Source organism: Streptomyces sp. NPDC034670 (genome assembly GCF_055574875.1).
This window is the reverse complement of sequence record NZ_JBVITR010000006.1, coordinates 202,377-218,560: the sequence shown is the minus strand read 5'-3', so window position 1 is coordinate 218,560 and position 16,184 is coordinate 202,377. Positions and strand designations below refer to the sequence as shown.

Genomic DNA, 16,184 nt, shown 5'->3' with positions numbered 1-16,184 from the left:
TTTCGTCACCGGGCTGGGTCCGGACGACGAGCGGCTGCTGCGGGAGCTGCTGGGCCGGGCCGGGGGCGACGGGGGGGACTGAGGCCGGATGGGGGTGTTCGTCTTCCTGCCGCTCGTGCTGCCGCTGACGGCCTGGCCGGTCGCGCGCCTGGCCGAGCAGCACCTGCACCCGCGCACCGCGACGCGGATGCTGACCGCGGTGGCCGCGGTGATGGCCACGTGCAGCACGCTCTGCCTGGCGCTGGTGATGGTGGTCGGCACCGCCCAGCTGCCCGGCAACCCGCTGCCCGACGGCTGGTCCGACCCCCAGGTCCGGGCGGCGGTCCCGTACGACGAGGTGGCGGGCAAGGCGGCGATCCCGGCCCTGTGCGCGGTGGTGCTGGCCTGCGCCCGCACCCTGTGGCGGCACGTGCGCACCCGCCGCCGCGCCCACCGCGCCCTGGCCGGCCTGCCGGACACGCAGGTGGCGGTCCTCCCCGACGGCGCCCCGTACGCGTACGCGCTCCCGGGCACCGCCTCCCACCGCGGCCGGGTGGTGGTCACCACCGCACTCCTCGGTCACCTCGCCCCCGCCGAACGGCGTGCCCTGTTCGCGCACGAGCGGGCCCACCTGGCCGCGCGCCACCACCGTTTCCTGCTGGCCGTCCGGCTGGCCGCCCGCGCCAACCCGTTCCTGCGGCCGCTGCACACGGCGGTGTCGTACACCACGGAGCGCTGGGCGGACGAGGAGGCGGCCCGCGCCGTCGGCAGCCGCCGCACGGTCGCCACCGCCATCGGCCGGGCGGCGCTGGTCTCCGGACCGGCCCCGCTGCCGGCGGCCTTCGCGTCCCCGGGTCCGGTCCCGCGCCGCGTGGCGGCCCTCCTCGCGCCGCCCCCGGCGCCGGGCCGCCGGCCGGCCGTGTTCACCTCGGTGGGCCTGGCGGCCTGGGGAGCGGCGGCGGGCACGGCCGTGTCGGCCATGTCCTCGGCGAACTCCGCCCTGACCCTGTTCCTGATCCTCCGCGCGGCGACCCCGCTGTAGCGGACCGCCCGGGCCGTGCGGGCCCCGGGGGCGGGCCCTCCGGACTCAGGACCGGTAGGGCTGCTGCTGCGGCTGCCCGTGCCCCTGGCCGCCCGGCCCGGCGGTGGCCTGCGCCTGGAGCTGCTCGGCCTGCTCCCTGGTCACCCGCTGCTCCGCGCCGCAGAAGGTGCACTGCGTCGCGTACTTCGTCGAGAACGGGAAGAGCGGCACGAAGAACAGCGTGAACTTCGTGACCCGCTTCCTGAGCGTGTGCGCGGACGGGTTCCCGCACTGCCCGCACACCAGGGTCAGTATCGCGAGCTGGTACAGGTACCCCTTGGTGCCAAAAATGATCATGTCGCCCATCCTTCCCGGGGCGCGGTCCACCGAACCGCCGTGCCGCGTGCCCCGCCACTGAGACCCGTGTCCCCCGGCTGCCGGTCGGCAGTCGGCCATGAGGCGGACGGGAGAACCGCCGCACCCGGCACGAGCCCCGCCCCCGGCCGACCCGACCCGTCTCCTCCACCGGCCGGCGCGGGGCCGGCGTGCGGGCGGCGCGCATTCTCACCGTCGCGTCCCGCGGCCCCGCCGCCCCGGCCCGGAGGGCCCCGGGGTCCTCCCCCGCGGCGTGATATCGCCCACGGAGGCCCTGACGGGGGGAAGGGTCGTGCGCCCCCGTCCCCGCCTCGAACGGGCCGGCATCCGCGTGAGCCCGCGCCTCAACGCCGGGACGCGCTCCCGCGGTACCGGTGGCGGGAAGCCGGACCGCGCCCTGCCCCCTGCCGCCCCGGTTTTCGAACAGTTCCCTGAACGGATCCCTGGACGGGTCCTTGAACGGGTAAAGGACTTTGCGGCTCCTTTACAGTTGGGGCAGCGGCAGGACATCCTGTTTCCGCACTTTGTCTTCCATGCGTTCGAGAAGGAGCGACGGTCTCCCGATGGGTGATCCTCCTAGTAGCAGCCGTGCCACTTCCCGCCGTCCGCGTCACGCGGCCGCACAGGGGGCGGGGGTGGCACGGTGACCGAGGTCCTGTTGCTCCTGCTCGCCCTGCTGCTGACGCTGGCCTGCGGGGTGTTCGTCGCGGCCGAGTTCTCCCTGACCACCGTCGAGCGCGGTGATCTGGAGCGGGCCGCCGAGGCCGGCGAGCGCGGCGCGGACGGCGCGCTGAAGGCCGTACGGCGTCTGACCCTGCAACTTTCCGGGGCCCAGCTGGGCATCACCGTCACCTCGCTGGTGATCGGCATGCTCGCCGAGCCCTCGCTGGCGGTGCTGCTGCGCGGCCCGCTGCGGGCGATCGGCCTGGGCGGCGCCGCCTCGCCGGTGGCGACCGTGCTGGGCGTGGTGGTGTCCACCGTCGTGCTGATGGTGATCGGCGAGCTGGTGCCGAAGAACTGGGCGATCTCCCGGCCGCTGGCGGTCGCGAAGGTGGTCGCGGGTCCGCAGCGCGTGTTCACGGCCGCCTTCGGACCCTTCATCGGCCACCTGAACGGCACCGCGAACCGTTTCGTACGCCGCATCGGCCTGGAGCCGGCCGAGGAGCTGGCCTCCGCCCGCACCGCCGAGGAACTGGGCGCGCTGGCCCGGCACTCGGCCGCCGAGGGCGCCCTGGAGGCGGACTCCGCGGAGCTGTTCGTGCGGACCCTGCACCTGGGCGAGCTGACCGCCGAGAACGTGATGACGCCGCGGGTCGACGTCAAGGCCCTGGAGGTGCACGCGACGGCCGCCGACGCGGCCAACCTCAGCCACGCGACCGGCCTGTCCTGCTTCCCGGTCTACCGCGACAGCCTGGACGAGGTCGTCGGCACCGTCCACATCCGGGACGTGCTCGCCCTGGAACCCCAGCAGCGGGCCTTCACGCCGGTCACCGACCTCGTCTCCCCGCCCCTGCTGGTCCCCGACAGCCTCACCGCCGACCGGCTGCTGGACCGGCTGCGCGCCCACCGCACCATGGCCGTGGTCATCGACGAGTACGGCGGGACGGCGGGCGTGGCCACCATGGAGGACATCGTCGAGGAGGTCGTCGGCGAGGTCCGCGACGAGCACGACCCCCTGCAGGTGCCCGACCTGGTGTCCGCCCCGGCGACCCAGGACGGGTGCGCGGTGTGGGAGGCGGACGGCAGCGTCCGCATCGACCGGCTCACGGAGATGGGCCTCACCGTGCCGGAGGGCCCGTACGAGACCGTGGCCGGACTGATCGCCACCCGCCTGGCCCGCATCCCCGTCAAGGGGGACGTGGTGGACCTCGGCGGCTGGCGGCTCGACGTGCTGGAGGTCGAGCACCACCGCGCCGGCCGGATACGCATCACCGAACCGGCCGTGTCGCTGTCCCTGCAGCTGGTGGAGGAAGCCCGGTGACCACGCTGCAACTCGCCATCGGCGCCCTCACCCTGCTGACCAACGCGTTCTTCGTCGGCGCCGAGTTCGCCCTGATCTCGGTGCGCCGCAGCCAGATCGAGCCGCGCGCCCTGACCGGCAACAAGCGGGCCCGGATGACGCTGTGGGCCCTGGAGCACCTGTCCGCGATGATGGCCACCGCCCAGCTCGGCATCACCGTCTCCTCACTGGTGCTGGGCGCGGTCGCCGAGCCCGCCATCGCCCACCTGATGGAGCCCGCCTTCGAGGCGGCCGGCATCCCCGGCGGCCTGGTGCACCCGATCGCGTTCGTCATCGCGCTGGCCCTCGCCACCTACCTGCACATGCTGGTCGGCGAGATGGTGCCGAAGAACATCGCGCTCGCCGCGCCCGTGCCCAGCGCGCTGCTGCTCGGGCCGCCCCTGGCGGCGCTCACCCGGGCGCTGCGGCCGTTCGTGTTCGGCATCAACGCCTTCGCCAACGCCCTGCTGAGGCTGCTCCGCGTGGAGCCCAAGGACGAGGTCGAGTCCGTCTTCACCGACGACCAGCTCGCCCGGATGGTCGTGGACTCCAGCGAGGCCGGCCTGCTGTCGCCCGCCGACGGCGAGCGGCTGCGCGACGCGCTGGAGCTGGGCACCCGGCCGGTGGGCGAGATCGTGGTCCCGGTGCAGCGGATGCGCACCGTCGACCACACGGTCACCCCGGCCCGGCTGGAGCGGACGGCCGCCGAAGCGGGCTTCTCCCGCTTCCCGGTCACCGGCCCCGACGGCGCCGTCCTGGGCTACCTGCACGTCAAGGACACCCTCGGCGTGACCGACCGCGACCGGCCCTTCCCGCGCTCCGCGCTGCACAAGGTCATCCGGGTGCGCATCGACACCCCGCTCGACGACACCCTCACGGCCCTGCGCGCCGGGGGCGGCCACCTCGCCGCCGTGGTCGGCGAGGGCGGCAAGGTCATCGGCTTCGTGACCATGGAGGACGTGCTGTCCGAACTGGTCGGGCCGCCGGCTCCGGCCACCGCGTGACCGGCGCCCCGGTTTCCCCGGGGCGCCCGCGCAACGATGACTACAGTTCTGTAGAAGTCTCTTCGGTGCGGTAGAAGTCTCTTCCGGAGCATGATCGTTCGACGGGTCCGGGGCCACCCCGGACCCGTCGCCGGCGCGGAGGAGACAAGGCAGCAGGATGCCGCACCACCAGCACCACCAGTACCACGCGGTCGACTTCGGTGTCTCCTCCGGGCGCCGGCGCCTCGCGCACGTCTGCCGGGGCGTCACCGACGCCCGCTGGTTCGCCCTCACCGTCTTCGCCGTGATCCTCGCCAACGCCGCGCTGTTGGGGCTGGAGACGTACTCCGGAGTCGTCGCCCAGTGGCACCGCTGGTTACGGCTGGCCGAGTACGCCTGCCTGGCCGCGTTCACCGTCGAGATCCTGCTGCGCCTGGCCGCGCACGCCGACCGCCCCCGGAACTTCTTCAGGGACCCGTGGAACCTCTTCGACCTCGCCGTGGTCCTGTGCGCCTTCCTGCCCCTGGTCCGCGAGAACACCACCGTCCTGCGGCTGCTGCGCCTGGCCAGGATCCTGCGCACCGCCCGCTTCCTGCCCCAGCTGCGCATCGTGCTCGTCGCGGTCGCCCGCAGCCTGCCCGGCACCCTGAGCTTCCTGCTGGTCGGCGCCCTGCTGCTGTACCTGTACGCGATGATCGGCTGGGTCTTCTTCGGTGCCCACGACCCCGAGCACTACGGCTCCCTCGGCCGTGCCGTCCTCACGCTCTTCCTGCTGATGGTCCTGGACGGCATCGGCGACGCGGTCCGCACCGGCCTGGAGATCTCCCGCTGGAGCCTGCTCTACTACGCCTCCTACGTCCTGCTCGCCTCGTTCGTCCTGGTCAACGTCCTCATCGGGGTCGTCCTCACCTCCCTCGACGAGGCCCGGACCATGGACGAGGACGCGACGCGGACCCCGCCGGCCCGCCGCCCGCCCCCGGACCGGTCGGACCACCGGCACCTGCACCACCGCATCGAGGCGGCCCGCAGGGCCCTGGACGACCTGGAACGCGAGCTCGCCGCCGCGGACCGGGACGCGGCGACGAGGCCGGCGGTCCGGGAACGGACGGCGGCGGCCACCGGGGACACCGGATGACGCCACCGCCCAGGCGGTCCGTGCGGCGCCCCGGCAGCGGTGCGGGCGGGCGCCCGGCCCCGGCCGGTGCCCGCCCGCTGCCCACGTACGGCGGTGAGGGGACCGCTAGCCGCCCACGTACCAGCTGAACCCGCCGCTGTTGGCGGCGACGGCCAGGAGCACCACCCAGAGGAGCACGTCGACGACGCCGAGGATGATGCCGGCCTTCGCCATCCCGGCGCCGTTCCTGGCCGACGCCTGGCGGAGGGCGATGGCACCGAAGATGATGGCCAGGGGGCCCAGGACGATGTTCAGGATGAACAGTCCGACGACGCCGCAGCAGAGGCTCGCGATCGCCAGGCCGTTGGTGCGCGATCCGGAGGACGCGGCAGGGGAACTGCCGTAACTCGTCATTGCATACTCCCGGTTGTCGGTTGTACGGGCCGAACGGGCCGTACATTGCTCGCTTTTGGGCTCACTCTTGGCTTGTTGGTCCGAATGCCCCTCCGAGGCGTTCTCATGTCGACTCCCCCCAAGGAAAAGGCCGGGGACGGCGCTCCCTCCGCGCCGGAACGGAGTGGCCGGACCGTTCGGTAATGTGTTCGCCCGGGGGAGAACCGAAGGGCTGCCGCCAGGAGGACGGGGGACACCGATGACGACCGCCCACGCCTTGTCCGGAGCCGGGAGCAGCCCGCCGCCGGCGAGCGACACGGTCATCGAGGTACGGGACCTGCGGATGCGCTACCGCAGCCAAGAGGTGCTGAAGGGCGTGGACTTCACGGCCCGGCGGGGCGAGGTCGTGGTGCTGCTCGGCCCGAACGGCGCGGGCAAGACGACCACGATCGAGGTGCTCGAGGGCTTCCGGATGCGCTCGGCCGGTGACGTCACCGTCCTGGGCGCCGACCCGGCCCGCGGCGACGAGCGGTGGCGCGCACGCCTGGGCATCGTGCTGCAGTCCTGGCGCGACCACGGCAAGTGGCGGACGCGGGAACTGCTGGCCCACCTCGGCTCGTACTACGCGCCCTACTCCACCCCCCACGTCCGGCGGCCGTGGGACGTCGACGAGCTCATCGCCGCGGTGGGACTGACCGAGCAGGCGGACAAGCGGGTCGGCACCCTGTCGGGCGGGCAGCGCAGGCGCCTCGACGTGGCCGTCGGCATCGTGGGCAGGCCCGAGCTGCTGTTCCTGGACGAGCCGACGGCCGGCCTGGACCCGGAGGCCAGGAACGAGTTCCACGGCCTGGTGCGCGGGCTCGCGGACGAGAGCACCACCGTCCTGCTGACCACGCACGACCTGGCCGAGGCGGAGAAGCTCGCCGACCGGATCCTCATCCTGGCCGGCGGCCGGATCGTGGCCGACGGCCCGGCCGAGGAACTGTCCCGGCGGGCATCGGCCGAGGCCACCGTGCGCTGGACCCGGGACGGACGGTCCTTCGAGCAGGCCACGGCCGAACCCACCCGGTTCGTCCGCCGGCTGTTCGAGGAGCACGGCGAGGCGATCGGCGGTCTGGAGGTGCGCCGGGCGAGCCTGGAGGACACCTACCTGACGATGGTGCGGGAGCTGGAGGCGGGGAGCGTCTCCGGCGAGCGGGCGGCGCACGCCTTCGGGGAGGAGACGCGATGAGCCCGGTGTGGTACGCGGCGAGGCTCGGGGTGCGGCGCGGCTGGACGGAGCTGAAACAGAGCTTCACCTCCGGCCAGGACGTGTTCGGGTACGTGCTCTGGACCGTCCTGCTGGTGGTGCCGTTGTTCCTGGTCCGGGACGATCCGCTGAAGGGCGCGGGCATCTCGGCCGGCGCGTTCATGCTGCCGAGCCTGGTGGGCATGACGCTCGCGTTCACCGGGGTGATGACCACGGCGCAGCTGCTGGCGGCCGAGCGCGAGGACGGCACGCTGCTGCGGGCCAAGGCCGTCCCCCACGGCATGGTCGGCCATCTGGTCGGCAAGATCGTCATGGTGTCGGGCACGGCTCTCGTCTCCATGGCGCTCCCCTTCGCCTTCGGCGTGCTCCTGGTGGACGGGGTCGCCCGGCAGGGCGGCGGAGCGTTGCTGACCCTGGTGTGGGTGGTGCCGCTGGGTCTCCTGGCCACCCTGCCGATGGGCGCCGTCATCGGCTCCCTCGTCGACAACCCGCGCACCATCGGGCTGCTGATGCTCCCGGTGATGGGGCTCGTCCTGATCTCCGGCGTCTACTTCCCCCTGTCGAAGCTGCCCGAGTGGCTGCAGATCGTCGGGCAGGTCTTCCCCGTGTACTGGCTCGGCCTCGGTCTGCGGGCCGCGTTGCTGCCGGCCGAGGCGGTCACCGCCGAGATCGGCGCGTCCTGGCGGTACCTGGAGACCGCGGGCGCGCTGGGCGCCTGGGCGGCCGCCGGGCTGCTCCTCGCACCGTCCGTCCTGCGCAGGATGGCCCGCCGCGAGTCCGGGGCCGCGATGGCGGAACGGCACCGCAAGGCGATGCAGCGGGTCGGTTAGCGCGGCGCCGGGGACGCCGGCGCGCGCGTGCGCGGCCTCGGGGGCCGTGGGACCCGGGCCCGGAGGACGCCCGCGGCCGCCGCCCCACGGCCCGCCCTGCCCGCGCGCGGTGACCGGTGACGTCCTGCGCGTCCCCCGGCCACTGTCGGGGAGTCGCCGACGAGGGGTGGGGGTTCGGATGAGGGCAGGACGACGACGCGTACGCGCTCGCGTTGGACGAGACGGTGGACATCCTCCGGCACCGGGCGCGGGAGGGCCGTACCGGCGGCTGGTACAAGTCCCTCAGCGAGGAGCTGAAGGCGAAGGGACACGACGTCCACCACCGCGGCCCGACCATCGGTCTCCTGCTGGGTGACGCCTGCCGCCGGGACAGCCGGGGGCTCGAGCCGATGCTCTCGTCCCTCGTGATCCTCAAGAGGACCGGCAGGCCCGCCGGCCAGTTCTTCGCACTGGCCGAGGGCGCGCCGTTCCACCGGACGTCCCCGGAGTGGGCCTGGGAACAGGAACGCGCCCGCGTCTTCGCGCACTACCGCGGGCACTGACCGACATCGGCACCACCGCGGACCGACCTCACGGGCTCGGCAGGCACGCGGGCTCCCGGTGGGACTCAGGGCCTTCCGTCGGGATCGGGCCGGGCTCGCGGGTCCGGCCCGATCCCGACGAAAGGCCTGGTCCACCGGCCGCCGGGCTCGCCGGTGCACCGGGCGTGCGAAAGATCGAGACGGGATCAATTGTTCGCGCGGTGAATGCGTGTTCGATCGATTCCGGCTGAGAAGCACGGAAACAGGCCACATCCTGTCCTGTCTGTTTGCCGGTGCGCGGCTCGGCGGCAGCATGGTCGGGCTTGAACGGCGCGCTGCGCCGCGGAGTGAGATCGTCGGGGGTGCTGGTGAATCACGCGTGGCCGCCGTCCACATTCCTCGGCCGGTTGCGGGACGCGACGCGGAAAGAACTCCTGAGCCAGGGCACCCCGATGGCCTACCCGCCGCATCGTTCCCTGCTCCAGCAGGGTGACGAAAGCCGGCACGTCCTGTTGCTCACGAGCGGTGTCGTGAAAATCGTGGCCAGCGCGGAGAGCGGTTACGACATGCTGCTCGCCGTCCGCATAGCAGGTGACCTGGTCGGCGAGATGGCGGCCTTCGAGGAGCGCCCCCGGTCCGGCACGGTGATCGCGTGCAGTGACGTGACCGCGCGGATCATCCAGGTGCAGGCGCTGGAGACCTTCCTCTCCCACCACCCGGACGCCATGCGAGCCGTCCTCCACATGCTGTGCGCCCGGCTGCGCTGGGCCAACCGGCGCCGGATCGACTTCCAGGCCTATGACTCGCTGACCCGGCTGGCCCGGGTCCTGGCCGAGTTGTGCCAGGCATACGCCCAGCCCGCGCCGGGCAGCGACGGCAAGCGGTGTCACCTCGGCGTGACGCTGACTCAGAAGGAACTCGCGTCGCTTGCCGGCCTGAAGCTCAACACGGCCGAAAAGAAACTGGCCGCGCTGACAGCTCAGGGACTGGTGGAACGCAGTTACCGAAACATAACCATCTGTGACGTTCCGAAGTTGCTCGAATTCGCCAAAGTTGTTGCTGAGAACCCGTACTGATACGGGATCACTTCACGCACTCTCTCCTAGCCTCTCGGACAGCACTTCGTGGGCAGTGTCTGCCCATCGCCTGCCCAGAGAGGAAATGACCGGGTGGCTGCGTGGCCTGACTTCCATCCCTGCACCTGCATAGCCGTGGACGCACAGGCCTACGGAAGCAACAACGACCGTAGGCAATCCGAAATCCAGCACGACCTGCCGCGGCTCCTCGACCGCGCCGCCAGGGGCGCCGGCCTGGACCGCGCGCAGTGGCAGATCCAGCGCAAGGGCGACGAGCAGCTGGCGGTGCGACCCGTCGACGGCACGGAGCCGCGCCTGGTCGACGACTACGTCCGCCACCTCGTGGCCGAGCTGCGCGAGTACAACGCCCGGCGCGTTCCCGAGGCCCGCATGCGGCTGCGGGCCGTCATCCACCAGGGACCGGTGGAGCTGGCCGACAACGGTTTCGCCGGCACGGCCGTGGTGGCCACGGCGCGCCTGCTGAACGCGCACCCGCTCTACGAGGCCCTGGCCGCGCACCCCGGGGCCGACCTGGCACTGCTGCTGTCCGACGACGTCTTCCGGTCCACGGTGGCGGGCGGCCACACGACCCTGACCCCCGGGGACTTCACCCGCGTCGCCGTCCAGGTGAAGGAGTACGAGGCCACGGCCTGGCTGCGGGTGCCCGCGCTCGGCACACCGGCCGCCGCCTCGCACGAGCCCGGGACCGCGGGGACGGGGAAGCCCGCGGATCCGGTGTCGGGGGAGCCCGCGGCGGTCCGGCCCGGACCGGCCGCCGCGGGCGGAGCCGGCGGGGCGGGGATCAGCAACGAGTACCGGGCCGACAAGATCAACGTCAACAATGTCGCCGGTCCCCTGGACGCCCGGGGCGCCGTCTTCGGCTTCGGGAGCGCCGGTGACTGACGAAACGGACCCGGCCCGCGGTCCGGCCGCACCGTCCGTCCCCGCTTTCGACGAGGACGTCGCGCAGTCCGCACCGGACGACGACCGCGGTGCGCCGGGAGCCGTGGAGGAGGCCCCCGGCCCGGACACCGGACCGGACGCGGCTCCCGAGCGGCGTCAGGAGGCGGACGAACGCGAGGAGGACGACCGGGGCTACGACGATCTGCGCCGCGTCCACCAGCTCGTCAACAACAACTTCTACGGCGTCGTCGACGCCTCCGCAGCGGCGTTCGGCTTCGGCGCCGCCCCGTCCCCCGGTCTCGCCCCCGGCACCATCGAGCCCGGGGAGGCGGACCGTGCCCTGCGGTTCTACGTCCCGCCGCAGCCCTGCTTCGACGAGGCGCTCGGCAGGTTGCGTGAGGACGCTCTCGTCGTCCTGACCGGTCAGGACGGCTGCGGCCGGGGTGCGGGTTCCCTCGCCCTGCTCAGGGAGGTCCTGGGCGGCGGAGCCGGGCTGCGCAGCCTGTCGCCCGCCGACGCCCTGGCCGAGCTGGCCGCGTCGCGGGACCTCAAGCCGGGCCAGGGGTACGTCATCCTCGACTACGTCGGCGAGCCGCGCGCCGAGGCCGTGCAGGCGTACGAGATCGGACGGCTGAGCGAGGAACTGCGCCGCAAGAACTCGTACCTGGTGATCACGGCGGACGGCACGATCCGCCGGCGGCTGGCGCTGCGGGACCACTGCGTGCCGTGGCGGGCCCCGGACCCCGTGGAACTGTTCGAGCACTGCAGGGGGAGGCTGCCGCACCCCGGTCTCGACCCGGACGCCGAGAAGGAACTGCTGGAGCGGGTCGGTGAACAGCGACGGCCGGCGGACGTGGTCGAAGCGGCCGCGGCCCTGTCCCGGGAGGGCGCGGAGGCGGCGCTGGACACCCTGCGGGACCGGCACCGGGAGCGGGTCCAGGAGTGGTTCCGCAGGCGGCCGGCCGCGGACGACCTGCTCCCGCTCGCCGCCCTGGCCTTCCTGGAGGGCATCCCGGAGCGGACGTTCGAGAAGGAGTGCGCCGCTCTCGCCGCTCATGTGCGCAACTGGGAGCAGAGCGGCGAGACACCGGTCGCGGAGCCGGACGGCTCGACCGGAGCGCCGCTGAGCGGCGCGGTGACCGACCAGTCCCGGGCCCGGTGGCGGGAACGGGCGGTGGAGCTCGTGACGACCGAGTCCCGGCTCGGCCCGAGCCGGGCCGCCGGGCGCAGCGAGCGGTGCCTGGTCTTCACCTCGCCGCGCATCCGCGAACTCGTCATCGCGGAGTTGCACGACCTGTACGGCTACGAGCTCTGGTACCCGTTGCGCCGGTGGCTGGGGGAACTGGCCCTGCTGGGCGACCTGGACACCCGGACGGAGGTGGCCCGGGGCGTCGCGCTCCTGGCCCGGTACGCGCTCGTCGAGGTCGACGAGAACATGTTGAAGGTGTGGTCCGAAGGCCTCACCAACCAACGGGTGACCGCCGCGCTGACGCTGCAGTTCATGTGCGACGTCGAGCACCTCGCGCCGCAGGCCCTGTACATCGCCCTGGGCTGGACGGACAACAGGGGGCAGGGCCGTGCGGTGACGGCGGCCATGGCGCTGACGGGCCGCCTGGGTTCCCTCTACCGGCTGAAGGCGCTCAACGGGCTCTGGCTCCTGACGCAGCGCGGGGAGCGGATCGCGTTCTCGGCCCGCCGTTCGCTGGTCCTGCTGCTGCAGACCGCCGAACACGACCCGGAATGGGCACTGTTCATCCTCCGGTACGTACGGACCGTGATCGCCAGGGCGGCACCGGGGCCCCGGGAGCGGTCGATCGCGCTGCGGACCGCCGTCCAGCTCCTGGAAGCCACCCGGCTGGAGGCCCCCGAACCCATCACCGCGGCACTTCTGCGCACCGTCCCGGACAGCGCCCGCCACCTCGGGTCCCTGTGGGCGGACGTCCTGCACCGCGGCAACCGGAGCCGGGCGGTCGGCGCACTGTGCCGGACGCTGGTGCAACTGCGGGACGACCCGTCCGTCACCGGCGCCGTACGCGAACTCGGCGAGGCCATGCGGAACGCCATGAGCGGGCGCCAGTGGGCCGCGTTGTGCCGCCACCTGCCCATCGCCCTGAACCACCCCGACTACGCGACCCCCGGCACCCGCCGACTGGCGCAGGTGCTCATCGGATCACTGCGCGGCTGACCGCCGGTGAACTCCCGGCGCTCCACCGCGCCCCTCGTACCCACCCCTCCCCTCACTTCCGCTCAAGGAGGCCGAAGCAAGTGAACTACCCGGTCATAGCCGAGCACGTCCTGGCCGCGGTCCAGGGCGCCTGGTGGTCCCGGCGCCGCCGCCGCGACGACGTGCCGCACCTGCCGCCCGGCGCGGTCTACGTCTTCAGGGTCGGCGGGAACTACCGCACGTTCCCCGAGGGCATGGTGTTCGACCCGTCCCACCCCGACGTGCTCGACGCCTCCTCGGTCAGCCTGGTCGACACCCGGGCGCGCCTGGTCGAGGTGGAGCGCACGCTCCCGTCGGTGAGCGAGGCGGACAACTTCACGGTGCGGGCGTCCTTCACCTGCCAGGTGACCGACCCGACCGTCATCGCCCGGCAGGGCGTCATCGACGTCACCGTTCCGTTGCGCGCCTACCTGATGGGCGACGGCGACCTGCCGAGGGTGAGCGCCGGGCACCGCGTGGAGGAGGTCAACGCGGTACGGACCGAGGTCAGCCACCGCATGACCGCCTACGGCGCGATCGTGCCGCCGCGGGTCGCGGGCATGAGCGTGGAGTTCGTCAACGCCGAGGTGCACGCGTCGGACGACCTGCGGGACTGGGAGCAGAAGCTGCGCGACGAGCGGCGCTCCTGGGAACTCCAGCGGGGACAACGCGACTTCGAGACCCAGGACGCGCTCCGGATCGCGGAACTGCTCTCCCAGGGATCCGACCACGTGGACGCCTTCGGCATCGCCCGGAAGGAGATCGACGTCACCGCGGCGGCGGCCCGTATCCACCGGATCACCGAGGAGAGGTCGGCCCGCCGCCACGAGGCCGAGACGTCGGACCGAGCCCACGCGCAGGCGCGGGAGGCGGCGGAGGCGCAGATGCGCCGCGACATGCTGCTGACGCTGCTGCGGCAGATGGGCGGCAGCGAGTACGGCGTCGACTACCACCAGGTCCTGGAACAGGTCCTGCGGGAGACGGGCGGCCGGGCCGCGCCCGGCGTCGGAACCGCCGCCGACCCCGCCCGCATGGTCGAGCCGGGACCGGCGCGCCCCGGCCGTGCGGGAACGGTCCGGAACGGCGCGCGCGATCCGCAGGACGGTCCCGTCCAGGACGAGGACGATCTCGTTGACTGACTTTCTGACGGACCGCGTGACGGCCCCCGGCGCGACGGCCGGCCGGGGCCCCGGCGATGAGGGTGCCGCACGTACCGCGAGCGGCCGGGCCACCGCCCGCGCCACGGAGGGCGGACCCGCTGCCCGCACCCCTGGTGACGAGGCCCTCGCCCGCACCGCCCGCCGCCCCTCCGGCTTCGACGCCGCACGACGGCTGCGCGCCCTGACCGGCGTCGACGAGGAACTGCTGGCCAAGGTCAGGTACGAGCGGAGCAAGTACACGGCGCTCGGCGGGGTGGTGCTCGGCACCTCCGTCATCGCGGCGTTCTCCATGTGGAACTTCGCGACCGAGGCGCTCGGCAGGGTCTCCCTCGTGGCCCTCGTCCCGACGGTCATCTGGATGCTGTTCGTGCTCAACCTCGACCGCTGGCTGGTCACTCCGCAGCCGAACGCGCGGCGGCGGGTCGGCCCCCTCCTCACGCGCCTGCTGGTCGCCCTGTTGCTCGGCGCGGTGATCGCCGAGCCCCTGGTACTGCGCATCTTCCAGACGGCCATCGAGGAACACGTGGCCGACGAACGCACGGACACGATCGACCGGTTGCGCGCGAACCTGGTCCGCTGCAACCCCGTACCGTCCACGGCGCGGACCGTCACCCCGGAGGGCTGCGACAGGACGTACGTCCTGTCCTTCGAGGAGACACCGGGCGAGCGGGCCGGGGAACTGACCGCCCTGCGCTCCGACGCGGCCGCCCTGCAGAAGCGGGTGGACCAGGACACCACCAGGCTGGAGGCCATCGACTCCGAGGTGCGGGACGAGTGCCGCCGGCTGATCCGCACGGCCGCCACCGGCTTGCTCCAGCGGACGTCCGAGTGCCTGCGCCTGCGCGACAAGGCACGGGACTACCGGACGACCCACCGCACCGACGAGAACGAGAAGCGGCTGGCCCGCATGAACAGCCGCATCTTTGAGATCGAGGCCGAGCTGACCGTGTCACGCGGCGACTTCCTCAAGGCCCGGGCCGACGGCATCGAGCGGCGGCTGGACGAGGAGCGCGCCCAGCAGAAGGAGATCGGTGTCCTGGAACGGATGCGGGCGCTCGATCAACTCGCGATCGGGAACCCCGTGCTGTTCGTGGGCATCTGGCTGGTCCGTCTGCTGTTCGTCCTCCTCGACGTGCTTCCCGTCCTGGTGAAGTACCTGAGCGGTGAGTCCGCGTACGACCGGATGCTCACCAGCGCGAGCAACAGTGCGGTCAGGATCCACGACGAGGAGGTCCGGCTCGCCGAGCGCCGGGCCATGGCGAACCTCGAGATCGCCCAGGACTCCATCGAACAGGAGGTCAGGCGTCACCGCGCCGAGTCGGAGGCGGCCCTCCGGGAACACACGGCGGCGATGAACATCCGGGTCCGGCAGGCGGTGAACGCGCTGGAGGACGAGATCCGCCGCTCGTCGACGGTCTGACGCACCGGCCCGGAGCGGGAACACAGGACCACGGCCGCCCCGCGTGCCGGGGCGGCCACCCGACACCGACGGAACGGAAGGGGAAGCATGACCACACCCGGAGACGACGCCGGCACGGTCCCGCACGCCGGCACCGCAGCCGACCACGGCACGGAACTCGCCAGGGTGCTGCTGTCCGAGGTCCGCGAGGAACTCGTGAAGGCCGACAACAAGGCCGGCCTCACGCTGGCGTCCCTGGGCGCGGCCCTGACCGCCCTGCTCGGCGCGATCGGCAGCGGCGCCATCACCCCACGCCAGTACGCCGTCGTCCCGCAGCTCCTCCTCTGGGCGGGCTGCGCCGCCTGCGTACCGGCACTCGTCCTGCTGGGCCTGGCCGTGACCCCGCGCCTCGGAAGCCCCCACTGCTCCCGCACCCACTACTTCGGCGACGCGAGGCTCGCGACGTCGGTCGCGCACCTGGAGCGGACGATCCGCCGCACCGACCTCGTGGCCCGGGACCTGAGCCAACTGGCGGCCCTGTCGCAGATCACCTGGACCAAGTACCGCTGCATACGCCACGCCCTTGCCTGGGGCACGGCTTTCCTCGTGCTCACGCTGCTGGGCGTGGTGACGGGGGCGTCGACCTAGCGGTACACCGGCCGAGGAACGGCCGGCCGGCCGATCGCAACACGCCCAGCACGCTCCGCCCGCCGATGACGGCCGAGACACTGCCCCGGCCGGGCCCGACCGGACCCGGATCCGACCGGACCCGGAGCAGCCCTCGTACCCCCTCAGGGGCCCGACTCGCACTCCTGAGCCGATCAACCCCATGACCTGGTACTTCACTGCCGGGGTGGCGGGACGCGGATCCACGGCCTCGTCGTCCCGAGACAAGCTGGGGCGGGCGTCCGGCCTGGGGGCGCTGTGCTTCTCACCTGTGGTGACCGTCCACAGACGTTCGGCTTGTCCGCCGCTGTAC

At 72.9% G+C, this 16,184-nt stretch carries 15 protein-coding genes and 1 pseudogene; 14 read left to right on the top strand and 2 right to left on the bottom strand.

What is annotated here, in order from left to right:
* A pseudogene (locus ACZ56B_RS07255) lies at positions 1–82 on the top strand (BlaI/MecI/CopY family transcriptional regulator); the annotation flags it as partial.
* A 6-nt stretch (positions 83–88) separates the two neighbouring features.
* On the top strand, positions 89–1,021 hold the full coding sequence (locus ACZ56B_RS07250) for a M56 family metallopeptidase (protein WP_468787180.1): 933 nt from the start codon (positions 89–91) through the stop codon (positions 1,019–1,021).
* A gap of 45 nt (positions 1,022–1,066) precedes the next feature.
* Here ACZ56B_RS07250 and ACZ56B_RS07245 read toward each other — a convergent pair whose 3' ends face one another.
* Positions 1,067–1,357 carry a zinc-ribbon domain-containing protein gene (locus ACZ56B_RS07245; protein ID WP_468787178.1) on the bottom strand — a complete coding sequence of 97 codons (291 nt, stop codon included), beginning with the start codon at positions 1,355–1,357 and terminating at the stop codon, positions 1,067–1,069.
* A gap of 661 nt (positions 1,358–2,018) precedes the next feature.
* Between ACZ56B_RS07245 and ACZ56B_RS07240 the strand changes: the two genes are divergently transcribed.
* From ACZ56B_RS07240 to ACZ56B_RS07230, 3 genes are all read left to right on the top strand, one after another.
* Entirely contained in the window at positions 2,019–3,356 is a 1,338-nt protein-coding gene (locus ACZ56B_RS07240; protein WP_468787176.1) for a hemolysin family protein, read from the top strand.
* Positions 3,353–4,378 (top strand): hemolysin family protein, encoded by a 1,026-nt coding sequence (locus tag ACZ56B_RS07235; RefSeq protein WP_468787174.1) that lies wholly within the window; start codon positions 3,353–3,355, stop codon positions 4,376–4,378. The genes ACZ56B_RS07240 and ACZ56B_RS07235 overlap by 4 nt, the downstream gene beginning before the upstream one ends.
* A 157-nt stretch (positions 4,379–4,535) precedes the next feature.
* Entirely contained in the window at positions 4,536–5,492 is a 957-nt protein-coding gene (locus tag ACZ56B_RS07230) for an ion transporter (RefSeq protein ID WP_468787172.1), read from the top strand.
* Between the two features lie 105 nt (positions 5,493–5,597).
* Here ACZ56B_RS07230 and ACZ56B_RS07225 read toward each other — a convergent pair whose 3' ends face one another.
* Positions 5,598–5,885: a DUF4190 domain-containing protein gene (locus ACZ56B_RS07225; RefSeq protein WP_468787170.1), complete on the bottom strand. Its 288-nt coding sequence runs from the start codon at positions 5,883–5,885 to the stop codon at positions 5,598–5,600.
* A 238-nt stretch (positions 5,886–6,123) separates the two neighbouring features.
* On the opposite strand from ACZ56B_RS07225, the gene ACZ56B_RS07220 reads away from it, so the two are divergent.
* The 9 genes from ACZ56B_RS07220 (at position 6,124) to ACZ56B_RS07180 (ending at position 15,853) form a co-directional block, all read left to right on the top strand.
* Entirely contained in the window at positions 6,124–7,095 is a 972-nt protein-coding gene (locus tag ACZ56B_RS07220; RefSeq protein ID WP_468787168.1) for an ABC transporter ATP-binding protein, read from the top strand.
* Complete coding sequence (locus ACZ56B_RS07215; RefSeq protein ID WP_468787166.1) at positions 7,092–7,943, top strand: ABC transporter permease; 852 nt, start codon at positions 7,092–7,094, stop codon at positions 7,941–7,943. Before ACZ56B_RS07220 ends, ACZ56B_RS07215 begins: the two co-directional genes overlap by 4 nt.
* 212 nt (positions 7,944–8,155) lie before the next feature.
* Positions 8,156–8,485, top strand: coding sequence for a hypothetical protein (locus ACZ56B_RS07210; protein WP_468787164.1), 330 nt, complete (start codon positions 8,156–8,158; stop codon positions 8,483–8,485).
* Positions 8,486–8,787: 302 nt separating this feature from the next.
* A complete protein-coding gene (locus ACZ56B_RS07205; RefSeq protein WP_468787162.1) occupies positions 8,788–9,540 on the top strand; it encodes a Crp/Fnr family transcriptional regulator in 753 nt (250 codons plus the stop codon).
* A gap of 93 nt (positions 9,541–9,633) precedes the next feature.
* The gene (locus tag ACZ56B_RS07200; RefSeq protein WP_468787160.1) at positions 9,634–10,443 is read left to right on the top strand and encodes a hypothetical protein; all 810 of its coding nucleotides are present in this window, start codon (positions 9,634–9,636) and stop codon (positions 10,441–10,443) included.
* Positions 10,436–12,628 carry a hypothetical protein gene (locus ACZ56B_RS07195; protein WP_468787158.1) on the top strand — a complete coding sequence of 731 codons (2,193 nt, stop codon included), beginning with the start codon at positions 10,436–10,438 and terminating at the stop codon, positions 12,626–12,628. Before ACZ56B_RS07200 ends, ACZ56B_RS07195 begins: the two co-directional genes overlap by 8 nt.
* An 80-nt stretch (positions 12,629–12,708) precedes the next feature.
* Complete coding sequence (locus tag ACZ56B_RS07190; RefSeq protein ID WP_468787156.1) at positions 12,709–13,785, top strand: SPFH domain-containing protein; 1,077 nt, start codon at positions 12,709–12,711, stop codon at positions 13,783–13,785.
* Positions 13,778–15,226, top strand: a complete 1,449-nt coding sequence (locus ACZ56B_RS07185; RefSeq protein ID WP_468787154.1) for a DUF4407 domain-containing protein — start codon at positions 13,778–13,780, stop codon at positions 15,224–15,226. Before ACZ56B_RS07190 ends, ACZ56B_RS07185 begins: the two co-directional genes overlap by 8 nt.
* Before the next feature lie 87 nt (positions 15,227–15,313).
* Positions 15,314–15,853, top strand: a complete 540-nt coding sequence (locus ACZ56B_RS07180; RefSeq protein ID WP_468787152.1) for a Pycsar system effector family protein — start codon at positions 15,314–15,316, stop codon at positions 15,851–15,853.
* Positions 15,854–16,184: the final 331 nt, after the last annotated feature.